The sequence below is a fragment of the Micromonospora sp. RB23 genome, from assembly GCF_053585025.1.
In genome coordinates, this window is the sequence record NZ_CM132111.1 from 3,902,969 (window position 1) to 3,927,788 (window position 24,820).

The window sequence follows — 24,820 nt, forward strand, 5'->3', positions numbered from 1 at the left end:
GCACTACCGCAGGCCGAACGCCCGGGTGATGCTCTGGCTCACGGTGTTGCCGGCCGCGTCGCGCGCGCTCGTCCGCAGGGTCACGAAACGGGCCTTCGCCGGCGCGTCCAGCGCGGTACGCCAGCCGTCACCGTGCCGGCTGAGCCGCGGCTTCTGCCACGTCCTGCCGTCGTCGTAGGACACCTCGACGGTGACCGGACCCACCGTGGCCGACACACCGGGCAGCTGGGAGGCCACCACGGTGAGCGGCGCCCGCCGCGACGCCGTACCGTCGCGGTCGATCGCCACCTGGTAGTCGAGCTGGATCATCGGCAGCACCTCCGCCGACTCCGCGCCGGTGGCCGCCGAGCTGAAGCCCCACTCGGTCCGGGTCTGCCGGGAGTACGGGTTGGTCCAGGCGGCCCGGTCGTTCTCCACCACCAGGCGGTACGGCAGACGCTGCGCGGGCAGGCTGCCCACCTGGAGGTACTCGGCGTTACCCCAGTTCAGCTCCTTGTCGCCCTGGTACAGGGTGGTCCGGTTGACCATGTCGAAGTTGGCGTACGCCTCACCGACGTGCCCACCGCCGTCCCCCCACCCGGGTGCGGGCAAATAGACGGTGTCCAGGTACCGCACGGGAACGTAGTTCCCGCCCATGCGGGGGCGTTGGATGGGCCCGAACCAGGTGACCGTGCTCGGCTTGTTCACCGCGTAGGTGGCCACCGCCATCGGGTGCTGCCCGGTCTCCCCGGGGATGAACGCGTCGTCGAGCCAGCGCTGGTCGGCGCTCACCCAGTCGGTACGCCGGCCCTGCGCCGCGGCGGGCTCCTGGTTTCCCGACGCCCAGCCCCGCCAGATGTCGTTGCGGAACTCCAGCGCCCTGCCCTGCCGGTAGTTGCGGAACTCCACGTCAACCCGGGCCAGTTGCCGCTTCGTCACCCGGTACGTGGGGTCGACCGGAACCGCGCCGGTCCAGTGGTGTGCCACGTCGTACAGGTAGGTCGTCTCCGGGTGCGACTCGATTGTCAGCCGCACCGGGCCGCGCTCCAGCGCCGCGACGAGCTGGTCACCCTCGTCGGCGGTGAGGGTCGCCACGGTCAGCGGGGCGGGGCTCTCCGGAGCCCAGAACGCCTCGTCCCAGGGCTGGAGCCGGCCGATGCCGTCGTTGACCACCAGCAGCAGCGTGGCCCCGGCCGCCGCGGCGGCCTGCGCCTGGGTGGCGAGGTCCACGGTGTCGCTGCGCCGGACCACCACCGCCCGGTCCCGGACCGGCCGCTTCGCCAGCCCGGCCGCCGAGGCGTCGGCGACGTAGACCGCGTCGAGCTGGCGACGGCCCTCCGGCAACGCCGGGGTCGCCCGCTTGACCCGCAGATCGTCGTACGACCGGCCGCCGGCCGTCACGGTCAGCGCCGGCTGTTCCAGCCGCCACCGGGCGCCGAACTCGAACTCGCCGTCGGTGACCGCACGGCCCGTCGGCAACGCCCACATGCTGTCGTACGAGTCGTCGGGCAGCACCTGACTCTCGGTGAGACTGTTGCCGGTGGAGCGGTGGATGTCCATCCGCAGCGAGGTGGGCGTCGCCTCCTGCGGCACCTCGGTCCGCACCTGTCGGGCCTTGCGCGCGTCGAGGGTGACGGTGCGGTCGGCGCTCAGGTCGACGTCGACGAAGCTGAGCATCGCCATGCCCTTGGAGTGCGGCCCGTGCACGCCGCGCACGTCGGCGGTGAGCCAACCGGACCAGCTCGCCACCGGCAGCCGCAGCGTCGCGGTGCCGCTCTCGGGCAGGTCGACGGCGGTGAACAGGCCGTCGGTGGTGAGCAGGACCTTGCCGGCGAGCGGCTTGCCGTCCCGGTCCTTCGCGACCAGCGTCAGGTTCTGCCGCTGACCCTCCCGGCTCGCCCCGATCAGGGTGCGACCGCGGACCGTACCGGCGGTGTCGGTGGCGACGATCATGCCGCTGACCTGCTTCTCGACCGGAAGCTTGTCGTACGCGGCGGTGAGGGTGACGGTGGCCGTGCCGTTCGCGGGCACCGTCACCGTGTCGGCGGAGAGCGCGAAGAGACCGGCCGGGGCGCTCGGCGCGTCGAGGGCCAGCTTCAGGGCGACCGGCGCGTTGCCGACGTTGGTGTAGGTGACCGTCCGGTCGACCGTCGTACCCGGCTGCTGCGGCCAGCCCTGGAAGCCGGAGTAGGCGCTCGGGGTGGCGAAGACCGTCGCGTGCACGGCGGCGACCGCGTCCACCCGCCCGGCACCGGCCTGGTACGGGGTGTAGTCCGGCGTGGCCTTGACCGTGCTGACCAGCGCCTCCTTGATGCGCTGCCCGGTCCAGTCGGGGTGCGCGGCGGCGACCAGCGCGGCGGTGCCGGCCACGTGCGGAGTCGCCATCGAGGTGCCGCTCATCAGCGTGTAGTCCCCGGAGCCGCCGCGCACCAGGTGCGAGCGCGCGGCCAGGATGTCCACGCCGGGCGCGGTGATCTCGGGTTTGAGGCCACCGTCGCCGGCCCGCGGGCCCTGGCTGGAGAAGTCGGCGAGGTGGTCGGTCGAATCGACGGCGCCCACGGTGAGCGCGGAGTTCGCCGCGCCGGGGCTGCCGATGCTCGCCGGGCCGCTGTTGCCGGCGGCGATCACGAAGAGCGCGCCGGTCTCGGCGCTGAGCCGGTCGACGGCCTGGCTCAGCGGGTCGCTGCCGTCGGTGGACTCACCACCCAGGCTCATGCTGATGATCCGGGCCTTCTGCTCCCGGGCCGCCCACTCCATGCCGGCGATGATCCAGGAGTCCTGCCCGCCGCCCTCGCTGTTGAGCACCTTGCCGACGTGCAGCCGCGCGCCGGGGGCGACACCCCGCTCGACGCCTCCGGACGCGGCGCCGCTGCCGGCGATCGTCGAGGCGGTGTGCGTGCCGTGTCCCTGGTAGTCGAGGATGTCGGGCTCGTCCGGCACGAAGCTGCTGGACGCGGCGATCTGGCCGGCGAGGTCCGGGTGCTCGGCGTCCGCTCCCGTGTCGAGGACGGCGACGTCCACACCGGCGGCGGTGTTGCCCTCGGCCCACAGCGTCGGCGCGCCGATCTGCGCGGTCGACTCGGCGAGGTCGGCCCGGACCCGGCCGTCCAGCCAGACCTTGGCGATACCGCTCGCGAGCGTCGGGGTGTCACCGGTCCGGCGGGCCGTGCCGGCGGTCAGCGCGCCCCAGAACTTCTCGGCGCTCTCGCGGGGGCGGGTCAGTGCCGCGCCCCGCACGCTGTCCAGGGACCGCACCAGCTCGGATCCGTCCACGGTGGGTCGGGTACGGGCGCGGGCCGCGGCGTCGGTGAGGGTGACGATCAGCGGCAGCGCCTTCGCGTGCGCGTCGTCGTACCCGTCGGCGATCAGGTCGGTGACGTTGAACAGCCGCTTGTCCACCAGGCCACTGGTGACGTACGGCAGCGCGGCGTCCGGGTAGACGTAGGTGTCGCCGTCGAGCACCGTGCGGTGGAAGGTCGGCGTGCTGCCGTCGGGTCGGCGAACGGCCGAGACGGTGCTGCCGTCGGCCGCCGTGGTGACCGTGACGATGTCCCCGGTGATCAGGGTGACGGTGGACGCCCGGCCGGGGGCCGCGGGCGGTTGGCCGGTCGGGCGGGTGGGGGTGCCGGGCGGGGCGGCCGACGCCCCCGTGCCGGGTGGGGTGAACCCGGCGGCCAGAGCGAGGGCGGTACCGAGGGCGATCAGCCCGGATCGGCGACGCCTGGGAGACAGAGCCACGATGACCTCTTTGTGTCGAGGAGCGGTACGCAGCACAGCATCGAGGCAACGCCCGGCTGTCCCACCCCGCAACCCCCGGCGCGTTCATGCCATGGCACAAACCCGCCACCCCGCCCCCGCCACCCCGCCCCCGCCCCCGCCCCCGTCCCCGCCCCCGTCCCCGTCCCCGTCCCCGTCGATCATGGAGTTGTGGTGCCTGATGTCGAGTGATAGGCGGCTTTCGCACCCCACCACAAGTCCATGATCGACGGGGCAGACCAGGCGGGCGTGGAGGCGGAGCGGGGGGCGTGGAGGCGGAGCGGGGGGCGGGGGGCGGGGGGCGGGGGGCGGGGGGCGGGTCAGTTTTGGGTTGTTAGTTTGGCTAGGTCGTTTAGCTGGGTGGGGTCTGACAGGGCTGAGCCGACGGCTACCACGCGGACGCCGGCGTCCAGGAAAGACTGGGCGTTTGTGGCGTCCAGGCCGCCTGTCGCGACGAAGCGGAGCTGCGGTAGGGGGCCGGCGATGGCCTTGAACCAGGCCGGGCCCAGGGAGATCGCGGGGAACGCCTTGAGCCAGGTGAGGCCGTGCCGCAGCGCCGTCTGCGCCTCGGTGGGGGTGGCCACGCCGGGCAGGTGGGGTAGGCCACGCGCGGCGGCGGCGTCGGCGACCGCGAGGTCCAGGCCGGGCGCGACGGTGAACGCGGCGCCCGCGTCGGCGGCCGCCGCGACCGTCTCGGCGTCGAGCACCGTGCCGGCCCCGACGATCCGGCCACGCGCCGCGCCCGCCTCGACGGCGGCGCGCAGGGCGGGCAGCGCGTCGGCGGTGGCGACCGGCACCTCCACCACCTCGATGCCGAGGTCCCAGGCGCGCTCGGCGAGCCGGACCGTCTCGGCGACCGGCAGGCCGCGCAGGATCGCCATCACCCGGGCAGCGCCGAAGATGTGCCCGAAGTCCGCTGTGGTCATGGTCCACTCCATCCGAGGTCGCGGGAGATCTGCTGGGTGGTGGCCAGCAGTCGGGGTAGTACGGCACGCAGGTCGGCGAGGGTGGCCACCACCGTCGGCGCGGTCACCGACACCGCGGCCGTGACCGCGCCGTCGGCCTGCCGGACCGGCGCGGCCACACAGGTGATCAGCGGCTCGAACTCGCCGTCGTCGGCGGCCCAGCCCCGCGCCGCGATGGCCGCCAGCTCCGCGCGCAGCGCGGCCGGGTCGCAGATGGTGGCCGGGGTGTACGACGGCAGCGTGACGCCGTCGACCACCTGGGACACCCGGGATGCCGGACCGTACGCGAGCACCACCTTGCCCACCCCGCTGGCGTGCAGCGGCGCGGTACGGCCGATCCGCGAGTACATGCGCACCTGGCCCCGGGCCTCGATCTTGTCGACGTAGACGAGGTCGTCGTCGACCAGCTGCGCGAGGTGGATGGTGTGCCCGCAGTCGCGGCCCAGCGCCGCCAGGTGGGGGCGGGCCACCGCGCGGACGTCGAGCGAGTCCAGGGCCTGCTGGGCGAGGTCGATCAGCCGCAGACCCACCGTCCAGCCGCCGTCGGCGCGGCGTGCGAAGCCGCCCGACTCGAGTGTCTGCAGCAGCCGCAGCGCGGTGGACTTGTGCACGCCCAGGTGGGTGGCCACGCCGCCGAGTTGCGCCGGCTCGCGGGCCAGGAGTTCGAGCACGCGCATCGCCCGGTCGACGCCCTCGGACACCGCTCAGCCCTCCGCTCGCGCGGCGGTCAGGTCGGGTGGCGACCAGGGGCCGTCGAGCAGCCGTTCGAACCACGACCACGGCGGCAGCGGCGCGCTGTCACCGGTGCTGCCCAGGGCCTGCGCGGCGACGAGGTGGCCGAGACGCAGCCGCCGCGTCGGATCGAGGTCGCGCAGCAGCCCGGCCAGGTAGCCGGCGGCGAAGGCGTCACCGGCGCCCACCGGTTCCACCACCGACACGCGGGGGGCCGGAACGACGACCGGCTCGGCGTCACGGAGCAGGACGGTGGCACAGATCGCGCCGTCCTTGACGACCACCGCCCGGGGGCCGGGCAGGAGTCGGCGTACGGCGGCCGGGTCGCTCGTGCCCCAGAGGGCGTACGCCTCGTCCTGCCCGACGAAGACCAGGTCGCTGCGGTCGGCGAGGTCGCGCAGGACGGGCGCGGCCCGTTCGGCGGACCAGAGCCGGGCGCGGTGGTTGACGTCGAAGCTGACCAGCGCGCCCGGCAGCGGCCGGTCGGTCACCGCGCGCTCGACCAGCTCGCGGCAGGAGGCCGAGAGGGCCGGGGTGATGCCGGACAGGTGCAGGACCCGCGCGCCGGCCAGCCGCGGGTCGGCCACCGTGTCGCCGTCCATCCGGGACGCGGCCGAGCCGGCCCGGTAGTAGTGCACGGCGGTGGCCGTGGGGCCGGGGTCCTTGGCGTAGAGGCCGGTGGGCGCGGCCGGGTCCACGGCCACCAGGTCGACGTCGACGCCGGCGTCGGCGACGTGCCGGACGACCAGTCGGCCGAACGGGTCGTCACCGACCCGGCTCACCCAGGTCGCCCGGTGGCCGAGCCGGGCCAGGTGGCCGGCCACGTTGGACTCGGCGCCGCCGACCGAGACGGTGACGCGTTCGGCGTGCCCCAGCGGCTCACCGGCGGGCGGGCACAGCATCACCATGGTCTCGCCCACCGTGACCACCTCGGCCGGCTGCGGGCCGGCCGAGGTGGCCGCACGGTCTTCTCGGGGCTCGCTCGGCATCGCGGCACACATCCTCGGGAGGGGTCCGGGGTCCCGCCGAGCCTAGGGGCGTTGTGCCAACTGAGCAACCCGTTGCGCAGAGCGCAATGGCGGTCAGGGCAGGGTCAGTCCGTACGCCGCCAGCACCTCCGCGATGGGCTGGTAGTAGGTCGTCCCGCCGGAGGTGCAGTTGCCGCTACCTCCGGACAGGATGCCGATGATGGTGCCGGTGGACGCCACGTACAGCGGCCCGCCGCTGTCCCCCGCCTCGGCGCAGATGTTGGTGCGGATCAGGCCGTAGACCACACCGGTGGCGTAGTTGACGGTCGCGTTGAGCGCGGTCACCGTGCCGCAGCGCACCCCGGTGGTGACGCCGCTGCGGCACACCGCCTGACCCACGTACGCGGTGCCGGGGCCGTTGATGGCCAGCAGTCCGGGATAGGTGTAGACGGCGCTCGGATGCGCGATGCGGCCGGTGTAGCGGATCAGCCCGTAGTCGTTGCCCGGATAGCTGGTGGCGGTACGGGTGCCCAGGACGGTGGTCTGCGCGCTGTCGGCGTACCAGGTGCTGACGGTCCCGGTGCAGTGGCCGGCGGTGACCACGTAGTAGGTGCTGCCACTGCGTACGTTCGCGCCCAGCGAGCAGCGACTACCACCGCCGTAGATGCCCTGGCCGGCGGCGATCAGGGTGCGCAGCGTGCCGGGCTCCCGGCGCAGCAGCGCGCCGGCGCGGTCGGCCACCGCCCGGAGCGTCGCCAGATCGGCGGGCGCCACCGTGTCGTCGGCGGTGACAGTCATCCGGCCGGTGGCCGGGTCGACTCCCCAGGCGATACCCGGCGTGCGTACCCCGGACAGGACGCCGACCACGTCGGACGCGGCACGGTCGGGAAGGGCGGCCTGCGCCGCGCCCGGCGCGACGAGCAGGAGGGCGGTCAGGACGAGGGCGACGAGCGGCGGACGACGCATCCGAACCTCCGACGGAGATCGAGATCGATGGATGCCGACAAGCGTCGCCTCCGGTGCGGCGTCGTGGCAACCTCCGGCTGCCCTCTTCCCCGGCCAGCGGGAATCGCCGATCCTGGGACGCGTCGCGCCCCCGCCGCCGATAATCCTCGAAGACACGGCGGGAGGCCGGGCATGACCACCGGAGGCACCGCGGCGCTGGTACGCCGGCCGGACGGGTCGACCCGGGCGACGCTGCTCGAACTGCTCTTCGACGTGGTCTTCGTGGCCGCGCTCGCGCAGACCTCCAAACTGCTCGCCGACCAGGACTCCTGGGCCGAGAGCGCGTCGGTCGCGCTGATGCTGACCGCGATCTGGTGGACGTGGTCGGTCACCTCGACCACGACCGAGTTCTACGACCCGCAGCAGCGCCCGATCCAGGCCATCCTGATGATCGCCATGGTCGGGTCGGTCGGGATGGCGGCGGCGCTGCCGATGATCACCATGGGGCAGGCGCTGACCTTCGCGTTCGCCTATGTCGGCACCCACGTGATACGCGGCATCATCCTGGTCAGCACGTTGTACCGACAGCAGCACCGCGCGGCGATGGCGCGCGCCACCCGATTCCTGTTCTGGTTCCTGGTGTCCGGCGTCCTCTGGATCATCGGGTCGGTTGTCGACGACGCCCGGTGGTGGATCTGGACCATCGCGATCGTCATCGACCTGCTCGCCGCTGCGGCGCGTTACCCGACACCGTGGCTCGGCCGGGTGCCCCTCGACCAGTACGACCGGACCACCGCGCACCTGGGCGAGCGGTACCAGCAGTTCGTCATCCTGGCCCTCGGCGACATCATCCTGGTACCCACCCTGGAACTCAGCCGCAGCGACTTCGACCGCTCCAGGATCACCGCCCTGCTCTGCGCGTTCGCCATCATGCTGCTGCTCTGGCAGGTCTACGTCTTCCGGGCCGGCGAGTTGCTCGAGGCCGCGGCCGAGTCGGTGCCCGGCCGCTCCACCCGGATCGCCCCGTACACCCACCTGGTGCTGCTCATCGGCGTGGCCGTCACGGCGGCCTCCTTCGACCTGGTCGTCGACCGTCCGACCGGAACGACCCCCGCGCGGTGGCTGATGCTGATCATCGGCGGACCGCTGGTGTTCGTGCTCGGCCGGGCACTGTTCGCCTACCTGCTGTCCGCCCGCGTGCCGTGGCGGCGGGTGGCGTCGCAGACGCTGCCCCTGCTGGTGCTGCCCTGGGCGGGCGGCTGGCCACCGGTGCTGGTCACCGCGATCGTGGCCGTCGCCCTGGCCGGGCACGTCCTGGCTCCCCGGGCCGGGGGCCGGGAAACCACCCGGGGGCTCCGGCCGCGACGGCCGGGCAAATGACCCGCGACCGGTCAGGCGAGGTGTCGCCCCACCCACCCGGCGAGGTCCCGGGCACAGGCGTCCACCGACTCCCGCCAGGTCCGGGCCGCGCCCTCCCCCGCCTCGTCACTGACCTGCTTGACGAGCCGACACGGCACACCAGCCTGCGCGGCGGCCCAGGCCACCGCGTACCCCTCCATGTCCACCAGGTCGGCACGCTGCGCCAACCGGTCCCGCGCGACGTCGTCCGCCACGAAGGTGTCACCGGTGGCCAGGACCGCGCCCTCGGCCGCCAGCGCGAGCGGCGCGCCGTAGGTCTGACCCGTGAGGGTACGCAGCAGAGCGGTGTCCAGGTCATGCTGGAGCACGGTGGCGACCTCATGGATACCCGTCCAGCCGGGGCGCAGCGCGCCGGCCGTACCCAGGTTGAGCAGCAGGCTGGGACGCGGGCCGGCGGCCAGCACCGCCGCGACCGCGCTGGCGGCGTTGACCTTGCCCATGCCGGTGAGCAGCACCGGCAGCTCGGCCGGCAGGTAACGGGCCTCCTCCTGGACGGCGAGCACCACCAGCGGACGATCGGCACGGACGACACCCCGGAGAATCACCGGAGCATCGTACGGGTCGCCGTCGACCGACCCTCCCCGCGCCGTAAGGGAACCGCAAGATCTGCCCCGTCCGGCTCCGCCGGCGGCCCTGGCTACGCTGGCTGCGGGGAGGTGGCCGGTGGCGCAGCGGGTGCTCGTGGTCGACGACGACCGGACGGTCAGCGACGTCGTCTGCCGCTATCTGGAACACGCCGGGTACGAGGTGAGCCACGTCGCGGACGGGCTGGCCGCCCTCGACGCCGTCCAGGACCGGCAGCCCCACCTGGTCGTCCTGGACCTGATGCTTCCCGGACTGGACGGGTTGCAGGTGTGCCGGCGACTGCGGGAGCGGCCGGACGGCGTACCCATCATCATGTTGACCGCCCGCGGCGACGAGGCGGACCGGGTGCTCGGGCTGCAACTGGGCGCCGACGACTACCTGGGCAAGCCGTTCTCGCCGCGTGAGCTGGTGCTGCGGGTCGGTTCGGTGCTGCGCCGGGCCGGCGAGCCGGCCGTGCCGGCGGCCGAGCTGCTCACCGACGCGGGGCTGGAGGTGGCCACCGGGCCACGGATCGCCCGCCTGCACGGCCGCGAGCTGGCCCTGACGCTACGCGAGTTCGACCTGCTGGCCCACCTGATGCGGCACCCGACACGGGCGTTCAAGCGCGCCGAGCTGCTGGAACGGGTGTGGGGGTGGAACTTCGGCGACCAGTCCACGGTGACCGTGCACGTCCGTCGGTTGCGGGAGAAGATCGAGGACGACCCGGCCGAGCCACGACGGATCGTCACGGTCTGGGGCGTCGGCTACCGGTACGAGCCGTCCGATGCGTGACCTGGCGCTGATCTTCGGGGCGGCGCTCACGGCCGCGCTCGGCGTGGGCCTGCTCGGCGCGCTGGCCCTGCGGCTGCTGCGACACCGGTCGATCACCGTGCACGTGTGCGTTCTGCTCACCATCACCGTGGTCGCGGTGGTGGCGGGGGTGGTGGTCGTCGCCCAGGCGATGTTCCTGTCCCCGCACGACCTCCAGGTCGTCCTGCTCACGGTCGCCGCGGCCGCCGTGGTGAGCCTGGGAGTGGGCTGGTACTTCGGGCGTCGACTGGCCCGGGCCGCGGTGTGGGCGGCCCAGGCCCGGGAGCGGGAACGCCGGGTCGAGAAGGGCCGGCGGGACCTGGTCGCCTGGGTGTCGCACGACCTGCGGACGCCGCTGGCCGGCCTGCGGGCCATGGCCGAGGCGCTGGAGGACCGGGTGGTCGACGACCCGGCGACGGTCGACGAGTACCACCGGCGGATCCGCGTGCAGACCGACCGGATGACCCGACTCGTCGACGACCTGTTCGAGCTGTCCCGGATCAACGCCGGCGCGCTGCGCCTGACCCTGTCGGCGGTGCCGCTGGGTGAGGTGGTCTCCGACGCCCTCGCCGGCACCGCGCCGCTGGCGAAGGCCCGGCGCATCCGCCTGGAGGCCGCCGAGTCGGGCTGGCCCACCGTGCTGGCCAGCGAACCCGAGCTGGCCCGGGTGGTGGGGAACCTGCTGCTCAACGCGGTGCGCTACACGCCGGACGACGGCACGGTGCGGGTGGACGCCGGATCCGAACGCGACGCCGCCTGGCTGGCCGTCGCCGACACCTGCGGGGGCATCCCCGAGGACGACCTGCCGCGACTGTTCGACGTCGCGTTCCGGGGCGAGCCGGCCCGCACGCCGCGCCCCGGTGGCGAGGGTTCCGGCGGGCTGGGACTGGCGATCGTGCGCGGGCTGGTCGAGGCGCACGGCGGTCGGGTGGACGTGCAGAACGTCGGCGGTGGGTGCCGGTTCGTGGTACGCCTGCCGGCGGCCTGACGCCCGCGGCCTCAGCGGTTCGCCCGCAGCTCACCGAACCAGCGCCGCCCGTGCCGGAACACGTCCTGAACCGCCAACCCGGCGGCGTCGGCGATCGCGGGCACCGCACGCGCGTCGACCCGGGCCCAGCGGAACACCGGGCCGAGCACCACCCGGCCGGCCTGCTGCTCGGCGGCCACTCGGGCCTGGCCCTGCCACGATCCCGCGCCGGGCGGCTCCAGCTCGACCAGGACCGTGCCACCTGGTGCGAGCAGGTCCCGGCAGCGGCGCAGCAGCGCCACCGGCTCGCCACCGATGCCGATGTTCCCGTCGATCAGCACCGCGTGCGCCCACCGCCCCTCGGCGGGCAGCGGTCCGAACAGGTCGCCGTGCACCGCGACCGCGCCACGGGCGCGGGTGAGTCGCACCGCCGTCGGCGAGACGTCCACGCCGACCGCGGTCCGGCCGGCCCGGGTCAGCGCCACGGTGAGCCGCCCCGGCCCGCACCCGAGGTCAAGCGTCGGGCCGCCACAGCGGGCCACGAGGCCGGCGACCGCCGACTCGGCCGTGCCGTGCCAGCGGTCCACGGGCAGCCGGCTGCGGACACCGTCGCCGTGCACCAGCCACCGCCGTAGAGCCACGCGGTCGGCGGCGAGCGCGGCGGCGAACGGGTCGCCGGACGAGCCGTCGTACCCCCGGGTCGACGTGGGCGCGGACGGCGACCGCCCCGGCGGCGCGGCCTCGACCGGGGCGGTGTCGACGGGGTTCACCGCCGGCCCTCCGGCAGGAGGGTGAGGCGGATCGCCGCGACCTGTCGGGCGAAGCGGCCTCCGGGAACCTCGACGGCCACCGCGAGGGCGTCGGACCACGTGTCGACGTCGCGCAGGACCGGCAGTGGCGCGGTCCGCAGGCCCCGCCCGGTCAGCGCCGCCCACGTGTCGCGGCCGGTGTCGGGCGTCGACATGGGCACGTGCCGCAACACCCGGGCGTGCCGTGGGTCGCGCAGCCCCAACGACCACCAGCCGCCGTCGTGCGCCCGACCGAGCACCGCGTCGGCGGCGCGCAGCCCGGCCACCGCCGCAGCCAGCCGGCCCGGCGTCACCTGCGGGGTGTCCATGCCGATCTGCACCACCGGCTGCCCGGGGTACGCGGCGGCGACGTCCGCGTACGCGTTGGCGAGCCGTTCGCCGAACCCGACACCACGCTGGTCGAGCACCGACCAGCCGTTCAGCGCGGCGGTCAACACGTCGGCGTCCTCCGCCTCGGCCAGCCGACCAGACCAGGCCAGCACGGGAGTGACACCCGGGGTGGCGCGGACGGCGTCGAGGGTGTCGCGCAGCGCGGCGGCGGCGATCCGGGCCGCCTGGGCCGGCGTGACCGGCGGGCAGAGCCGCGTCTTCACCGCCCCGGCGACCGGCGCCTTGGCGACCACCAACAGGACGGTCACCGGGAGCCGTCCACGGTCCGCAGCACACCGGCGAAGTCGCGGGTGGCCCGCAGGGTGCCCCGCACCGAGCCGGAGACCTTGGACCGGGTGCCGGCGGCGCGGGGCGCGTAGGTCACGTCCGTCTCGTGGATGCGCCAGCCGGCGGCCGCCGCCCGGATCAGCAGTTCGAGGGGGTACCCGAAGGCGCGGTCGGCGACGCCGAGGTCGAGCAGCGCCTGGCGGCGGGCCACCCTGATCGGGCTGAGGTCCCGCAGGGGTACGCCCCGACGGCGCAGCAGCGCGGCGACCAGCGCCGTACCGGCACGGGCGTGCCACGGCCAGACCCCCGCCCCGACCGGCCGACGTCGGCCCACGCTCAGATCGGCCGTGCCGGCGGACACGGGCGCGACCAGGGCGGGCAGCTCGGCGGGGTCGAACGACCCGTCGGCGTCGAGCACGCACACCAGCTCGGCGTCGGCGGCCTCCAGGCCGGCGTGCACCGCCGCGCCGTAGCCACGTCGGGGTTCGTGCACCACCCGGGCGCCGTGCCGGGCGGCCACCTCGGGCGAGCCGTCCCGCGAGCCGTTGTCCACCACGATGGCCCGGTAGCCGGACGGCAGCGCGGTGAGCACGCCCGGCAGGGCGGCTGCCTCGTCCAGGCAGGGCAGCACCACGTCGATCTCAGTCGCCATACCGGCGACGCTAGGGCGGCGCCCCCGCGGCGGAGGCCGAAATGTGCTTACCGAACCCTTACCGCCCGGGTATTTCTTACCGTCCGGTGACGGGCCACCGATTGGCGAGCGCGAGGGTCGGCTGTCGCCGTACCGTCCGGTGGTCATGGCCTCGACCACCGCTTACGCCGCCGCCCCCGGGCGGACCCCACCTCGCCGCCACGCCGGGGACCTCGTCGTGCTGGGCCTGGAGGCGGCGCTGCTCGGCGTCGCCGTGCTGGTGGGGGCGCTGCTGAACGCACGCGGCGGCGGACTGCACGCGGACGCCGCTCCGCTGTACGCGACGTGGCGGCCGCACGTCGGCTGGGGCAGCCCGGTCGCGCTCGCGGTCGCGCTCGCGGTGGTGGGCTGGGGCGCCCGGTGGGCCCGCACCGCCAGGTGGGGCGTGCTGCTGGCCGCCGCGTGGCTGACGGCGGTGGCCTGGACGGTGTCGTTGGCCCTGGTCGACGGCTGGTCGGCGGGGCTGACCCGACGGCTCACCCCGCAGGCCGAGTACCTGCACGAGGTTCCCGGGGTCACCGACATCCCGACGATGCTGGCCGGATTCACCGGCCGGATCGTGGACTTCCAGCCCGACTCCTGGTCCACCCACACCGCCGGCCATCCGCCGGGCGCGCTGCTCATCTTCGTCTGGCTGGACCGCGTCGGCCTCGGTGGCGGCACGGCCGCCGCGCTGGCCTGCGTCCTGCTCGGCGCCACGATCGCGGTGTCGGTGCCGGTGACCCTGCGTGCGCTCGGCGCGCCCGACGCGGCCCGCGCGGTGGCGCCGTTCCTGGTGCTGCTGCCGGGAGCGGTCTGGGTGGGCGCCTCGGCCGACGGCATCTTCGCCGCCGTGGTCGCGGCCGGACTGGCGCTGCTGGCCGTCCGGGGCCGGGTGGCCGCCCTGGCCGGTGGGACGCTGCTCGGCTTCGCGCTGCACCTGTCGTACGGGTTCCTCCTCGTGGGTGTGCTCGCGCTGACCGTGGTGGCGCTGCGCCGTACCGGCCGCCTGGGCGCGCTGCTCGCCGCCGCCCTCGGCGTCGCGGCCGTGACGGCGGTGTTCGTCGCGGCGGGGTTCCACTGGTGGGACGGCTACCACCTGGTGGTCCAGCGCTACTACCAGGGTTGGGCCGCCGACCGCCCGTACGCCTACTGGGTGTGGGCCAACCTGGCCGCGCTGCTGCTCAGCGCCGGCCCGGCCCTCGGGCCGGCGCTGCGCCGCGCGCTGGCGGCCGCGCCCCGCTGGCGGGCCGTGGCCCCGTCGGCCCTGCCCGCGGCGGTACGCGCCGCCGGGCCCACGGTGCTGCTACCGCTGGCGGCCCTGGTGGCGGTCCTCGGCGCGGACCTGTCCGGGTTGAGCAAGGCGGAGGTGGAGCGGATCTGGCTACCCTTCGCCGTCTGGCTGCTGGTCGCCACGGCCCACCTGCCGGCGACCTCGCGGCGCTGGTGGCTGGCCGCACAGGCGCTCACCGCGCTGGCCGTCAACCACCTGCTCTGGACGGTCTCCTAAAGCCGACCCGCGGGCGCCGGGGGCGCGCAGGCGCAGGCGCGAAGGGCGGCGGTCACGCGGGCAGGGCCGATGCGGACAGCCGTGGGCCCTACCACTCCGTCGAGCGTGATGACTGTGCGGCATCTTGATGCCGCACAGTCATCACGCCCATTGTTGGTACCGCCTCGCTGGGCGCAGGCGGCGAGCAATGGGCCGCAGGGCCTGCGGTGGCCAGGGGACGCACTGCCACGAGCCATGAGCCACACGCACGGCGGACGGCGGACGGCGGCGGCGGTCAGCCTGCTACCGCGGCTGGTTCGCGGAGCGGGTCGGTGGCGAAGCCCGCCACGCCTTCGGCGAAGCCGACCCGGGCGGTGTAGCCGAGCAGTTCCGCGGCCCGGCGCGGGTCGGCGACCACGTGTCGCACGTCGGCCGCACGGGCCCCGCCCACGACCTGCGGAGCCGGCCCGCCCATCGCCTCGGCCAGGGCGACCGCCAGCTCCCCGACGGTGTGCGGCTCGCCCGAGCACACGTTCACGGGTACCAGGGTGGCCGGCGGCAGGCCGCTGGTGAGCGCCAGCAGGTTGGCCCGCGCCACGTCGGTGACGTGCACGAAGTCTCGCCGTTGCCGGCCGTCCTCCAACACGCGGGGGGCCACGCCGGCCGCCAGCGCCGACCGGAAGATGGACGCTACCCCGGCGTACGGGGTGTCGCGGGGCATCCGCGGGCCGTAGACGTTGTGGTAGCGCAGCGCCCAAACCGTCCCACCGGTCTGCCGTGCCCAGGCGGCGGCCAGGTGTTCCTGCGCGAGCTTGCTGGCGGCGTACGTGCTGCGCGGCTCCAGCGGCGCGTCCTCGGGCACGAGCACCGGGTCGAGTCCCCGACCACAGTGGGGGCAGGTCGGGTCGTACCGGCCGGCCGCCACGTCCTCGTTGCGCCGTGGCGCGGGGCGCACCGTGGCGTGCTCGGGGCAGGCGTAGCGCCCCTCGCCGTACACCACCATCGAGCTGGCCAGCACCAGACGGCCGATCCCCGCCCGGTGCAGCGCGGCCAGCAGCACGGCCGTGCCGTAGTCGTTGTGCGTGACGTAGTCCGGGCCGTCCGACGGGTCCAGGCCGTGGCCGACCATCGCCGCCTGGTGGCAGACCGCGTCCACACCGGCCAGCAGGCGGTCCAGCAGGGGGCCGTCACGGACGTCGCCGCGCACCACCTGGTGTTCACGCGACCAGGCGGGCAGCTCCCCGCCGTGCGCCTGCGGCAGCAGCGCGTCGAGCGCCACCACCTCGTGGCCCTGCCCGACGAGCAGGTCGACGACCTGCGACCCGATGAACCCGGCCGCGCCGGTGACCAGTACGCGCATGCCGGTCACGGTAGGGCCGCTCGGGCGTCCGGCGGGCCGGTTCGGCGCAGCCGTAAGGAGTTCGCAACAGCTCGGCGGGCGACGGTGGCCCGGTAAGCGTTCGGTAATGCGGTAAACCCCGTTCCGCCGTACCCCTGCGGTCTAACCTGCCGGCAGTGCCCGCCGTCGGCGCTCGCGTCCGGCGGGCTGGCGACGGCGGAGCGTGACGGCGAGGAGGGAGCAGCGAGTGCCAGCAGGCAGGACCGGCCCGGGCGACAGCGGGGTCCCGGCGTCGGACGCGGACGGCTACGGCGCGCCGCGCGGGCTCTGGCGAGGGCTGGCCCGGCATCGTCCACCGGGTGTGGACGCGGCCGGACGCGCCTGGCGCAGTCCGTTACGTGGTCCCTGGCTCACCGCCGTCTACGGGACGGCGCTGCTGGTGGCGCTGCCACTGGTGATCATCACGGGGCTGCTCGACTACGCCGCCTACGGCCCCCGCTTCGACCAGGCGTTCCCGCAGGACGTCGGTTGGCTGCGGCTGCCCGTGTTCGACTGGCCGACGCGGCCGTCCTGGCTGTTCCGCGTCACCCAGGGACTGCACGTGACGCTCGGGATCGTGCTGGTCCCGGTGGTGCTGGGCAAGCTGTGGTCGGTGCTGCCGAAACTGTTCGACTGGCCGCCGGCCCGCTCGGTGGCGCAGGTCCTGGAACGGCTCACCCTGCTGCTGCTGGTCGGCGGGATCCTCTTCCAGATCGCCACCGGCCTGCTCAACATCCAGTACTCGTACGTGTTCGGCTTCGACTTCTACACCGCCCACTACTTCGGAGCGTGGATCTTCACGGCAGCGTTCGTGGCGCACGTGATCATCAAGTTTCCCCGGTTGGTGACCGCGCTGCGGTCCCGTCCGCCGGGCACGGAGCTGCGGACGTCGCGCGCCGACACACGAGGAGAACCGCCGGACCCGGACGGGCTGGTCGCGACCGAACCCGGGCCGGCCACAGTCAGCCGGCGTGGCGCGGTGGCCCTGGTGGGCGGCGGCGCGTTGCTGCTGGCCGTGCTGACCATCGGGCAGAGCCTGGACGGTCCCCTGCGGCGTACCGCGCTGCTGCTGCCCCGGGGACGACAGCCCGGCACCGGACCGAACGGGTTCCCGGTCAACCGCACCGTGGCCGCCGCCGGCGTACGCCCCGAGCAGACCGGCGCGAGCTGGCGGCTGACGCTCCGCGGCGGTGGGCGGACGGTGACCCTGGACCGGTCCGGCCTGCTGGCCATGGCCCAACACACGGCCGCGCTGCCCATCTCCTGCGTCGAGGGCTGGTCGACCCGGCAGACGTGGACCGGCGTACGTCTTCGTGACCTGGCGGCGCTCGCCGGGGTCCCCGACCCGGTGTCGGCGCGGGTGTCGTCGCTGGAGCAGGCCGGGCTGTTCCGCACGGCGGTGCTCGCGGCCAACCAGCTCCTCGATGCCGATTCGCTGCTGGCCCTGCGGGTCAACGGCGTCGACCTCTCCCCCGACCACGGCTACCCGGCCCGGGTCATCGTGCCCGCCCTGCCCGGCGTGCACTGCACCAAATGGGTCGCCGAGATCGACTTTGAGGGGGCGGGACGATGACTGAGCGGGTCGGGCCGACGCAGGGACCGGCCGGGCGGACCGCGCGGCTGCGGGCGGCCTACGGCGCCGCGCCCTGGCACCTCGTCCTGGTGACGGTGGTGATCGTCCTCGCCGGCTGGGTGGCGCTACGTCTCGCCGACGAGGCGACGTTCGGCCGGATGGTGCTCTGGTTCGTCGGCGCGGTCATCGCCCACGACCTGGTGCTGTTCCCGGTGTACGCGAGCGCCGACCGCGTGCTGCGCGCGGTGACACACCGCCGTGTCGCACTGCTCAATCACCTGCGGGTGCCGGCGCTCGGCACGGCGCTGCTGTTCCTGGTCTACGCCCCCGGCATCCTGCGCTGGGGCGAGACGACCCACGAGGCGGCCACCGGCCAGACCCAGCGGCCGTACCTGCTGCGCTGGCTGGCGCTCAGCGGTGCGCTCTTCCTGCTCAGCGCGCTCGCGTACGCGCTGCGACGTCGCCGTCAGTCGTCGGGACAGCGGTCGGAGAGCGCGTAGCGCAGCAGCACCACGTCGCCGATCTGGCGTGTCTCGGCCAGCCGGGCCCGACGGCCCGGGTGCCAGGGGAAGCTGCCCTCGTCGACGAAGCGCGGCGCCCGACGGTCGCCGACGAAGAACGGGGCGACGACCAGGTGCAGCTCGTCGGCGAGGCCGGCGGTGAGGAACTGGTTGTGCACCGTCCCGCCACCTTCGACCATGAGGCGGCGCACACCCCGCGCCGCCAGGTCGGCGAGGACCCCTGCGAGGTCGACCGGCTCTCCCCCGTCGACGACGGTGGCCAGCCCGCCGACCCGCTCCCGGGTCTTGTCCAGCGCGCCGCTGGCGCAGTAGACCAGCCGGGTGGAGTCGCCCGCGGTGAAGAACCGGGCCGTCGGGTCGAGGTCCCCGCGTGCGGTCAGCGTCACCTTCGTGGGCGAGGCGGGCCGGCCGCACGCCACCCGTTCGGTCCGCCGTGCCGCGGACCGCACCAGCAGGCGGGGGTCGTCGCGGCGGACGGTGGCGGCGCCGACCAGGATCGCGTCACAGCCGGCCCGGACCGCGTCGACGCGGTCGAGGTCGTCCTCGTTGGACAGCAACAGACGCTGGTCGGAGGCGTCGTCGATGTAACCGTCGATGGAGGTGGCGCAGCTCAGCAGCACGTAGGGCCGTGGCGACGCCGGCCGGTAGCTCACCGGGAGACGGGCCGGTCAGGGATACGGCCCGGCTGCGCCTCGGCCGCTGCCGCTTCGGCCGCTGCCGCCTCCGCCTCGGCTGCCTCGGCCTCTGCCGCCTTGGCGGCCTTCGCGGCCAGGTAGTCGGCGTTGGCCGGGGACAGGAAGATGCTGGTGGGGACGCGTTCCACGATGTCCACGCCCAGCCGGGTCAACTGTTCGGCCTTGTCCGGGTTGCTGCTGAGCAGACGTACGCGCGGCACGCCGAGAGTGGCCAGCATCTGCGCGGCGGCGGTGTAGTCGCGCTCGTCCTCGCCTCGGCCGAGCGCCACGTTGGCCTGGTAGGTGTCCAGGCCGGCGTCCTGGAGGGCGTACGCGTCGAGCTTCGCGTACAGGCCGATGCCCCGGCCCTCCTGACGCAGGTAGAGCAGGAACCCGCCGGTCTCGGCGATCCGCTGCACCGCCTCGCGCAGTTGCGGCCCGCAGTCGCAGCGCTGGCTGCCGAACACGTCCCCCGTCAGGCACTCGCTGTGCGGGCGGACCAACGGCGGCTCACCGCCGGCGGCGACGGCGTCCAGCGCGCCGGCCCAGTCGCCCAGGCCGAGGGCGAGGTGCTCCCGACCGTCCACCAGACCCTTGAACGTGAACACCCGCACGGTGGTGGTGTAGCCGTCGGGGAACGCCAACGGCACCGTGACCTGCGTACGAATCGTGGCGACCGGCAGTGCTTCGGGCATGGAACTCCTTCGTCCGGCGCCGCGGGACGGCGGCGACGCGTACCGTTTCACCACTGACTCAACAGCCCTCGCGCAAGGCGGCTTCCCGAGCGGTGGTGGGTTTGCGGGCCCGACGGGCGAGCAGCACGGCCGCGCCGGGCAGGCTGGCCACCAGCACGAGGGCGCCGTAGACGGTGGCGGTGGCGACTCCCTCGGCGGCGCTGAGACCGGCCGCGCCGAACACCCAGGCGGCCACTCCCTCGCGGGGACCGAAGCCCGCGACGTTCAGGGGCAGGCCCATGGCCAGCAGGGCGAGCAGGGTCAGTGGCAGCAGCCGGGTCAGCGGCGCGTCGGATCCGGCGGTCCGGGCCGCCACCAGGAAGGTCGCCAGGTGCCCGGCGACCATCACGGCGGAGGCGATCAGCACGCCGAGCCAGGTCCGCCGCGCCAGCAGCCCGGCCCGCACGTCCGCGACGGCGGTGCGCACGCCGCGCGCCCACCGGGATCGGCCGGTCCCGGGCGACAGACGAGCCAGGAGTACGGCGGCCAGCCCGACCGCCACGAGCAGCGCGGCGGCGGCCGGCAGGTACGACCGCACCGGGGACGGGAACGCCGCGAGCACCACCAGGGCGACGCCGACCAGGACGACCTGACCGGCGGTACGCTCCCACACCACCGCGCGGATGCCCCGGCTGACGTCGCCGGCGTCGCGGCCGTGGCGCACCGCCCGGTGCACGTCCCCGAGCACCCCGCCCGGCAGCGTGGCGTTGAGGAACACGGCCCGGTAGCAGTGCGCCACCGCGGTCGCCAGGGGCAGCCGCACACCCAGGCCACCGGCGACGAGACTCCACCGCCACGCGGCGCAGACCGTGGTGAGCACGCCGATGAGCAGGGCCGCGGCCAGCGCCGGGGCGTCGATCAGCCGTACGCCGGCGAGGAACGCGCCGCCACCCACCTGCCACAGCAGGACGGCGAGCAGGCCCACCCCGCCGACCACTCGTGCCCAGGCCCACACCATCGACGCCGGTCCTCCCTGAAGATCGTCCACTCTCTTTAGAGCACGTACCCAGGGTGGGGATGGTTCATCCTCCGGCGAGAAGGTCCTGGTGCTCGACCACCACGTTCAGCTGGCCGGCCGCCGCCTCGGCCAGCCGACGTTCGGCGTACGCGCCGGCCGGACCGGCCAGGTCGGGTCGCTGCTCGCAGGCCGCGCCGAGCCAGCCCCGGAACCACTCGGCGGCCAGGTCGGCCTGGTCCGGGCCGAGCCGCCACGGGCTGGGCCGCTCGGCCACGGGCACGCCCCGCCGGGCGAACGCGGCGGCGGTGACGGCGGCGGCGTCCGGGCCGAGCAACGGGCGGCCGTCGACGGTACGCCGCTGGTGCGCGTTGAACGCCTCCTCGACGGCGGCGTCGAGCGGGTCCTCGGGGGTGAGCCGGACCCGTCCGGTCACCGAGATCGCGAACAGGGCGGGACGGCCGGCGTCGACGCAGGCCGTGACGACCCGCTCGACCTCCTCGGCGGTCAACATGTCCAGCAGCGCGGACGAGGTGACGAGCGCGCCGTCGGACAGGTCGGCGGCGCTGAGCCGGGTCAGGTCGCCGCAGCGGGTCTGCACCGTGACCGGCGCTCCGTCGGCGGCGGTCACCCCGGCCATGCTGTCGGCGGCCCGGGTCAGCAGGTCGGCGTCCCGGTCGTGCAGCACCCACCGCTGTGGTCCGTTCAGCCGGGCGGCGAGCCAGCGGCTCATCGAGCCGGTACCGCTGCCCAGGTCGTGGATCACGATCGGGTCGTGGCCGGTCAACCGGGGTCGGACGGCGTCCACCAGGTCCTCGGCGCGGGCCGCAGCGTCGGCCGGCTCCCGCAGACGCAGCCAGTCGGCGAACGGCAGAGTCTCCTCGACGGTCACCCCGTCACCTCCTCCAGCACGGCGGCCAGGCGCGCGGTCGTCACCGGCCAGTCGGTCAGGGTCTCGCGGCGGGCGAGCGCGGCGCGCCGCAGCCGGGACCGAAACTCGTCGTCGCCCAGCCACCAGCTCAGGGCGCCCGCCAGGGCGGCCGGGTCGTCCGGTGGGACCAGCAGACCGGGTACGACGCCGTCGGGGGTCCGCCCCAGCGCCTCGGGCAGGCCCCCCACGTCGGTGGCCAGCACCGGCACGCCACGCGCGAGCGCCTCGGTGACGACCATCCCGTACGTCTCGCCCCGCGACGGCAGGACCAGCAGGTCGGCGGCGGCGTACGCGGCGTCGAGCGCCAGTGGAGTCAGCGGGCCGGCCAGTCGCACCCGCTCCGCCAGGCCGGCGCCGGCGAGCCGGTCACGCAGCCGGCGGACCAGCTCGGGTTCCCGGGTCAGCGTGCCGGCGCAGACCAGCGTCCAGGGCGTCTCGGCCAGCACGCACAGGGCGTCGACCAGCAGGTCGTGGCCCTTGTGGCGGGTGACCGCGGCGACGCAGAGCAACCGGTCGCCGGCGGCGGTGCCGGTAGGCGTGACCGGCGCGGGCGTCACCCCGGGCGGCGCGACGTGGACGCGGTCGGCGGGCAGGCGGTGACGGGCCAGCAGCCGGCGGCGGGTCCACTCGCTGGTCGTGACGACGGCACGCGCGGTGGCCAGTGCCTGACCCTCGGCCTCGTCGTCGAGCGGCATGTGCACCAGCGGGACGAGACGCAGCCGTGTCGCGTGCGCGGTGAGCAGGTCCGGCACGGTCGAGGCGATCAGGCCGTCGACGAGCACCACGGCGTCGTCCGGGGTGGCGGCGAGCAGCCGGGCCAGCGCGGCCAGCGCGGCGGGGTCGGGGTACGGCCAGGCGCCGGGCACCGGGTGCTCGTGCACCGCCCAGCCGCGCTCGCCGAGCCCGGCGCACACCCGCCGGTCGTACGTGTTGCCGCCGCTGGGCGCGACCGGGTCGTCGATGTCGCCGGGCAGGACGACGTGCACCGTACGTCCGGGCGGGGCGTCGTGGGCGTGGGCCGGCGTCGGCCGACCCGCGTCGATCACAGCGACCGCTCGTAGCTGGCCCAGGCGACGTGTGACTCGTGCAGGGTGACGGTGATGCCGGCCAGCTCACGGGCCCCGGCGCCCAGGTCACCGGCGTGCACCCGCTCGGCCAGTCGGTCGGCGACGGTACGGGCCAGCACCTCGGTGGTGGTGTTCATCCCGGCGAACGCCGGCTCGTCGTCGAGGTTGCGGTAGGACAGCTCCCCCACCACGGCCCGCAGCTGCTCGGTGGCGAGGCCGATGTCCACGACGATGCCGTCGGCGTCCAGGTCGGGCCGGCGGAACGTCGCGTCCACCACGAACGTCGCCCCGTGCAGGCGCTGGGCCGGGCCGAACACCTCGCCCCGGAAACTGTGGGCGATCATCATGTGATCCCGAACGGTCACGCTGAACACGGTCACTCCCCGTCGTCGTAGGTGATGAGGTGGCAGAGCGCGGGCAGGTCGCCCGAGCTCAGTCGGGCAAGTACGTCGGGCAGTTCCGCGAACCGGGACGCGCCGGTGATCAACGCGTCGAACGCCGGGTCGTCGAGCAGGTCCAGGGCCAGCGCCAACCGGTCGGTGTAACTGCGGCGACCGCGCCGCGCGGGCGCGACCATGCCGACCTGGCTGCTGCGGACGGTGAGCCGTCCGGAGTGGAACGCCCCACCGAGGGACACCTGCACCTGGCGGTCGCCGTACCAGCTCAGTTCGATCACCGTGCCCTCGGGCGCGAGCAGGTCCAGCGCCTGTTGCAGGCCGGCGGACGTGGCGCTGGCGTGCACGACCAGGTCCCGGTCGCCGGTCGCGTCGGCGGGTCGGGCGAACCGGACACCGAGCGCCCCGGCCACCCCGGCCCGGCGGGCGTCGGTGTCGACCAGCTCGACGTCCACACCGGGGAACCGCGCCACCAGCGCCGCGACGCAGCAACCCACCATGCCCGCGCCGATCACACTCACCCGGTCGCCGAGCAGGGGCGCGGCGTCCCACAGGGCGTTCACGGCGGTCTCCACCGTGCCGGCGAGCACGGCGCGGGCAGGCGGCACGTCGTCCGGCACCGGCACCACGGCGGTCGCCGGGACGACGTACGCGCTCTGGTGCGGGTGCAGGCAGAACACCGTACGCCCGAGCAGGTCCGGCGGTCCCTGTTCGACCACGCCGACGCTGAGGTAGCCGTACTTCACCGGGCCGGGGAAGTCGCCCTCCTGGAACGGGGCGCGCATCGTCGCGTACTGGTCGACGGGCACCCGACCGGCGAACACCAGCGTCTCGGTGCCCCGGCTGACCCCGGAGTAGCGCGCCCGGACCAGCACCTCGTCGGGGCCCGGGACGGGCAGCGACACCTGCCGGATCTCCGCCGCGCCGGGCTCGCGCACCCAGCAGGCGTACGCCTCGCGGTTCACCCTCGCACACCTCACCTTTTGTCCCGGTCGAACCGAACGGCCCTGATTTCCGTGTTCCCTGTCGGGGTCGTCGATCATAAACACGGAGGTACGGTGCCCACAGTTCGAAGCGGTCCGGTAATCGGGCTTACCGCACAGCTCGTCGTGCTGGCGGCCCTGGCCGCCACCGTGGGTCTGGACACGGCGGGCTGGCTGGCCGGCGTCGGCTACGCGGCGGTCACCTGCCTCGCGTTGAGCCGGGGCCTGCACCTGTCCGGCGCGTCCCGGCTCGGCCCCGCCGACCGGGTGACGTCCGCCCGGGGCGTCCTGGTCGGCGCGGTCACCGCGCTGGTCGTGGACTCGTTCGACCACCCGACGCCGGTGGGGCTGCTGGTCGCGCTGAGCACGGTGGCCCTGCTGCTGGACGCGGTGGACGGCCAGGTCGCCCGGCGCACCGGCACGGCCAGCGCGCTCGGGGCCCGCTTCGACATGGAGGTCGACGCGTTCCTCATCCTGGTCCTCAGCGTCTACGTCGCCCCGGCGGCCGGGAGTTGGGTGCTGGCCATCGGCGCGATGCGGTACGTCTTCGTCGCCGCGAGCGCGGTGCTGCCCTGGTTGCGGGGCGCGTTGCCGCCGCGTTTCTGGCGCAAGGTGGTGGCCGCCGCCCAGGGCGTGCTGTTGACGGTGGCCGCCGCGCGGGCCCTTCCGGAGCCGTGGACCATGGTGGTGCTGGTGGCGGCGTTGGCGCTGCTTGTCGAGTCGTTCGGCCGGGACGTGGCCTGGTTGTGGCGTCGCCGCCCGGCGCGCCGGCCGGCTCGCGCGCTGCTGCCGGTGCCCACACCGACGCTGCCGGTGCCCACCGCGACGATGCCGGTGCGCACGACAGCGCTGCCGGTGCCCAGGCCCGCGCTGGCGGTC

General features: G+C 74.8%; 23 protein-coding genes and 1 pseudogene. 7 read left to right on the forward strand and 17 right to left on the reverse strand.

Annotated elements, in window-relative coordinates:
* Positions 1–3: 3 nt before the first annotated feature.
* From ACTFTM_RS18060 to ACTFTM_RS18080, 5 genes are all read right to left on the reverse strand, one after another.
* Positions 4–3,717, reverse strand: coding sequence for a S8 family serine peptidase (locus ACTFTM_RS18060; protein WP_449561639.1), 3,714 nt, complete (start codon positions 3,715–3,717; stop codon positions 4–6).
* Between the two features lie 338 nt (positions 3,718–4,055).
* Entirely contained in the window at positions 4,056–4,661 is a 606-nt protein-coding gene (locus tag ACTFTM_RS18065) for a bifunctional 4-hydroxy-2-oxoglutarate aldolase/2-dehydro-3-deoxy-phosphogluconate aldolase (RefSeq protein WP_449561640.1), read from the reverse strand.
* The gene (locus ACTFTM_RS18070) at positions 4,658–5,401 is read right to left on the reverse strand and encodes an IclR family transcriptional regulator (protein ID WP_449561641.1); all 744 of its coding nucleotides are present in this window, start codon (positions 5,399–5,401) and stop codon (positions 4,658–4,660) included. Before ACTFTM_RS18070 ends, ACTFTM_RS18065 begins: the two co-directional genes overlap by 4 nt.
* 3 nt (positions 5,402–5,404) lie before the next feature.
* A complete protein-coding gene (locus tag ACTFTM_RS18075) occupies positions 5,405–6,421 on the reverse strand; it encodes a sugar kinase (protein WP_449561642.1) in 1,017 nt (338 codons plus the stop codon).
* 93 nt (positions 6,422–6,514) lie between these two features.
* Complete coding sequence (locus ACTFTM_RS18080; protein WP_449561643.1) at positions 6,515–7,366, reverse strand: S1 family peptidase; 852 nt, start codon at positions 7,364–7,366, stop codon at positions 6,515–6,517.
* A gap of 171 nt (positions 7,367–7,537) precedes the next feature.
* On the opposite strand from ACTFTM_RS18080, the gene ACTFTM_RS18085 reads away from it, so the two are divergent.
* A complete protein-coding gene (locus ACTFTM_RS18085; protein ID WP_449561644.1) occupies positions 7,538–8,725 on the forward strand; it encodes a low temperature requirement protein A in 1,188 nt (395 codons plus the stop codon).
* Between the two features lie 11 nt (positions 8,726–8,736).
* Here ACTFTM_RS18085 and ACTFTM_RS18090 read toward each other — a convergent pair whose 3' ends face one another.
* Entirely contained in the window at positions 8,737–9,309 is a 573-nt protein-coding gene (locus ACTFTM_RS18090) for a nucleosidase (protein ID WP_449561645.1), read from the reverse strand.
* Positions 9,310–9,427: 118 nt separating this feature from the next.
* Here ACTFTM_RS18090 and ACTFTM_RS18095 point away from each other — a divergent pair, with 118 nt between their 5' ends.
* Both ACTFTM_RS18095 and ACTFTM_RS18100 read left to right on the forward strand, forming a co-directional pair.
* Positions 9,428–10,120 carry a response regulator transcription factor gene (locus ACTFTM_RS18095; protein WP_449561646.1) on the forward strand — a complete coding sequence of 231 codons (693 nt, stop codon included), beginning with the start codon at positions 9,428–9,430 and terminating at the stop codon, positions 10,118–10,120.
* Complete coding sequence (locus tag ACTFTM_RS18100; protein WP_449561647.1) at positions 10,113–11,126, forward strand: sensor histidine kinase; 1,014 nt, start codon at positions 10,113–10,115, stop codon at positions 11,124–11,126. Before ACTFTM_RS18095 ends, ACTFTM_RS18100 begins: the two co-directional genes overlap by 8 nt.
* Positions 11,127–11,137: 11 nt before the next feature.
* On the opposite strand, the gene ACTFTM_RS18105 is transcribed toward ACTFTM_RS18100, so the two are convergent.
* Genes ACTFTM_RS18105 through ACTFTM_RS18115 form a run of 3 tightly spaced genes read right to left on the reverse strand, consistent with a single transcriptional unit; the run spans position 11,138 to position 13,223 of the window.
* Entirely contained in the window at positions 11,138–11,875 is a 738-nt protein-coding gene (locus ACTFTM_RS18105) for a class I SAM-dependent methyltransferase (RefSeq protein ID WP_449561648.1), read from the reverse strand.
* Positions 11,872–12,552 carry a TIGR04282 family arsenosugar biosynthesis glycosyltransferase gene (locus ACTFTM_RS18110; RefSeq protein ID WP_449561649.1) on the reverse strand — a complete coding sequence of 227 codons (681 nt, stop codon included), beginning with the start codon at positions 12,550–12,552 and terminating at the stop codon, positions 11,872–11,874. The genes ACTFTM_RS18105 and ACTFTM_RS18110 overlap by 4 nt, the downstream gene beginning before the upstream one ends.
* Positions 12,549–13,223: a glycosyltransferase family 2 protein gene (locus tag ACTFTM_RS18115; RefSeq protein WP_449561650.1), complete on the reverse strand. Its 675-nt coding sequence runs from the start codon at positions 13,221–13,223 to the stop codon at positions 12,549–12,551. The genes ACTFTM_RS18110 and ACTFTM_RS18115 overlap by 4 nt, the downstream gene beginning before the upstream one ends.
* 145 nt (positions 13,224–13,368) lie before the next feature.
* Here ACTFTM_RS18115 and ACTFTM_RS18120 point away from each other — a divergent pair, with 145 nt between their 5' ends.
* Positions 13,369–14,751, forward strand: a complete 1,383-nt coding sequence (locus tag ACTFTM_RS18120; RefSeq protein WP_449561651.1) for a hypothetical protein — start codon at positions 13,369–13,371, stop codon at positions 14,749–14,751.
* 274 nt (positions 14,752–15,025) lie between these two features.
* On the opposite strand, the gene ACTFTM_RS18125 is transcribed toward ACTFTM_RS18120, so the two are convergent.
* Positions 15,026–16,090, reverse strand: coding sequence for an NAD-dependent epimerase/dehydratase family protein (locus ACTFTM_RS18125; RefSeq protein WP_449561652.1), 1,065 nt, complete (start codon positions 16,088–16,090; stop codon positions 15,026–15,028).
* Between the two features lie 226 nt (positions 16,091–16,316).
* Between ACTFTM_RS18125 and ACTFTM_RS18130 the strand changes: the two genes are divergently transcribed.
* The gene (locus ACTFTM_RS18130; RefSeq protein ID WP_449561653.1) at positions 16,317–17,681 is read left to right on the forward strand and encodes a molybdopterin-dependent oxidoreductase; all 1,365 of its coding nucleotides are present in this window, start codon (positions 16,317–16,319) and stop codon (positions 17,679–17,681) included.
* On the forward strand, positions 17,678–18,181 hold the full coding sequence (locus tag ACTFTM_RS18135) for a hypothetical protein (RefSeq protein ID WP_449561654.1): 504 nt from the start codon (positions 17,678–17,680) through the stop codon (positions 18,179–18,181). Before ACTFTM_RS18130 ends, ACTFTM_RS18135 begins: the two co-directional genes overlap by 4 nt.
* Here ACTFTM_RS18135 and ACTFTM_RS18140 read toward each other — a convergent pair.
* The 7 genes from ACTFTM_RS18140 to ACTFTM_RS18170 form a co-directional block, all read right to left on the reverse strand.
* Positions 18,148–18,855 (reverse strand): RibD family protein, encoded by a 708-nt coding sequence (locus ACTFTM_RS18140; protein WP_449561655.1) that lies wholly within the window; start codon positions 18,853–18,855, stop codon positions 18,148–18,150. The two genes, ACTFTM_RS18135 and ACTFTM_RS18140, sit on opposite strands and share 34 nt — an antisense overlap.
* Positions 18,852–19,571: a GTP cyclohydrolase II gene (locus ACTFTM_RS18145; RefSeq protein ID WP_449561656.1), complete on the reverse strand. Its 720-nt coding sequence runs from the start codon at positions 19,569–19,571 to the stop codon at positions 18,852–18,854. The genes ACTFTM_RS18140 and ACTFTM_RS18145 overlap by 4 nt, the downstream gene beginning before the upstream one ends.
* 58 nt (positions 19,572–19,629) lie before the next feature.
* Positions 19,630–20,568 (reverse strand): lysylphosphatidylglycerol synthase transmembrane domain-containing protein, encoded by a 939-nt coding sequence (locus ACTFTM_RS18150; RefSeq protein WP_449561657.1) that lies wholly within the window; start codon positions 20,566–20,568, stop codon positions 19,630–19,632.
* A 64-nt stretch (positions 20,569–20,632) separates the two neighbouring features.
* Positions 20,633–21,457: a class I SAM-dependent methyltransferase gene (locus ACTFTM_RS18155; protein WP_449561658.1), complete on the reverse strand. Its 825-nt coding sequence runs from the start codon at positions 21,455–21,457 to the stop codon at positions 20,633–20,635.
* Positions 21,454–22,539 carry a glycosyltransferase family 4 protein gene (locus tag ACTFTM_RS18160; RefSeq protein ID WP_449566670.1) on the reverse strand — a complete coding sequence of 362 codons (1,086 nt, stop codon included), beginning with the start codon at positions 22,537–22,539 and terminating at the stop codon, positions 21,454–21,456. Before ACTFTM_RS18160 ends, ACTFTM_RS18155 begins: the two co-directional genes overlap by 4 nt.
* Complete coding sequence (locus ACTFTM_RS18165; protein ID WP_357169592.1) at positions 22,539–22,937, reverse strand: 6-pyruvoyl trahydropterin synthase family protein; 399 nt, start codon at positions 22,935–22,937, stop codon at positions 22,539–22,541. Before ACTFTM_RS18165 ends, ACTFTM_RS18160 begins: the two co-directional genes overlap by 1 nt.
* A gap of 2 nt (positions 22,938–22,939) precedes the next feature.
* Complete coding sequence (locus ACTFTM_RS18170; protein WP_449561659.1) at positions 22,940–23,923, reverse strand: dehydrogenase; 984 nt, start codon at positions 23,921–23,923, stop codon at positions 22,940–22,942.
* A 93-nt stretch (positions 23,924–24,016) separates the two neighbouring features.
* Between ACTFTM_RS18170 and ACTFTM_RS18175 the strand changes: the two are divergent.
* A pseudogene (locus ACTFTM_RS18175) lies at positions 24,017–24,745 on the forward strand (CDP-alcohol phosphatidyltransferase family protein); the annotation flags it as partial.
* Positions 24,746–24,820: the final 75 nt, after the last annotated feature.

Excerpts from the sequence above, each read along its gene's own strand:
- ACTFTM_RS18150 (WP_449561657.1), bottom strand. The coding sequence starts at position 20,568 with ATGGTGTGGGCCTGGGCACGAGTGGTCGGCGGGGTGGGCCTGCTCGCC.
- ACTFTM_RS18075 (WP_449561642.1), bottom strand. The coding sequence starts at position 6,421 with ATGCCGAGCGAGCCCCGAGAAGACCGTGCGGCCACCTCGGCCGGCCCG.
- ACTFTM_RS18115 (WP_449561650.1), bottom strand. The coding sequence starts at position 13,223 with ATGGCGACTGAGATCGACGTGGTGCTGCCCTGCCTGGACGAGGCAGCC.
- ACTFTM_RS18145 (WP_449561656.1), bottom strand. The coding sequence starts at position 19,571 with ATGCCCGAAGCACTGCCGGTCGCCACGATTCGTACGCAGGTCACGGTG.
- ACTFTM_RS18065 (WP_449561640.1), bottom strand. The coding sequence starts at position 4,661 with ATGACCACAGCGGACTTCGGGCACATCTTCGGCGCTGCCCGGGTGATG.
- ACTFTM_RS18120 (WP_449561651.1), top strand. The coding sequence starts at position 13,369 with ATGGCCTCGACCACCGCTTACGCCGCCGCCCCCGGGCGGACCCCACCT.
- ACTFTM_RS18125 (WP_449561652.1), bottom strand. The coding sequence starts at position 16,090 with ATGCGCGTACTGGTCACCGGCGCGGCCGGGTTCATCGGGTCGCAGGTC.
- ACTFTM_RS18080 (WP_449561643.1), bottom strand. The coding sequence starts at position 7,366 with ATGCGTCGTCCGCCGCTCGTCGCCCTCGTCCTGACCGCCCTCCTGCTC.
- ACTFTM_RS18085 (WP_449561644.1), top strand. The coding sequence starts at position 7,538 with ATGACCACCGGAGGCACCGCGGCGCTGGTACGCCGGCCGGACGGGTCG.
- ACTFTM_RS18100 (WP_449561647.1), top strand. The coding sequence starts at position 10,113 with ATGCGTGACCTGGCGCTGATCTTCGGGGCGGCGCTCACGGCCGCGCTC.
- ACTFTM_RS18135 (WP_449561654.1), top strand. The coding sequence starts at position 17,678 with ATGACTGAGCGGGTCGGGCCGACGCAGGGACCGGCCGGGCGGACCGCG.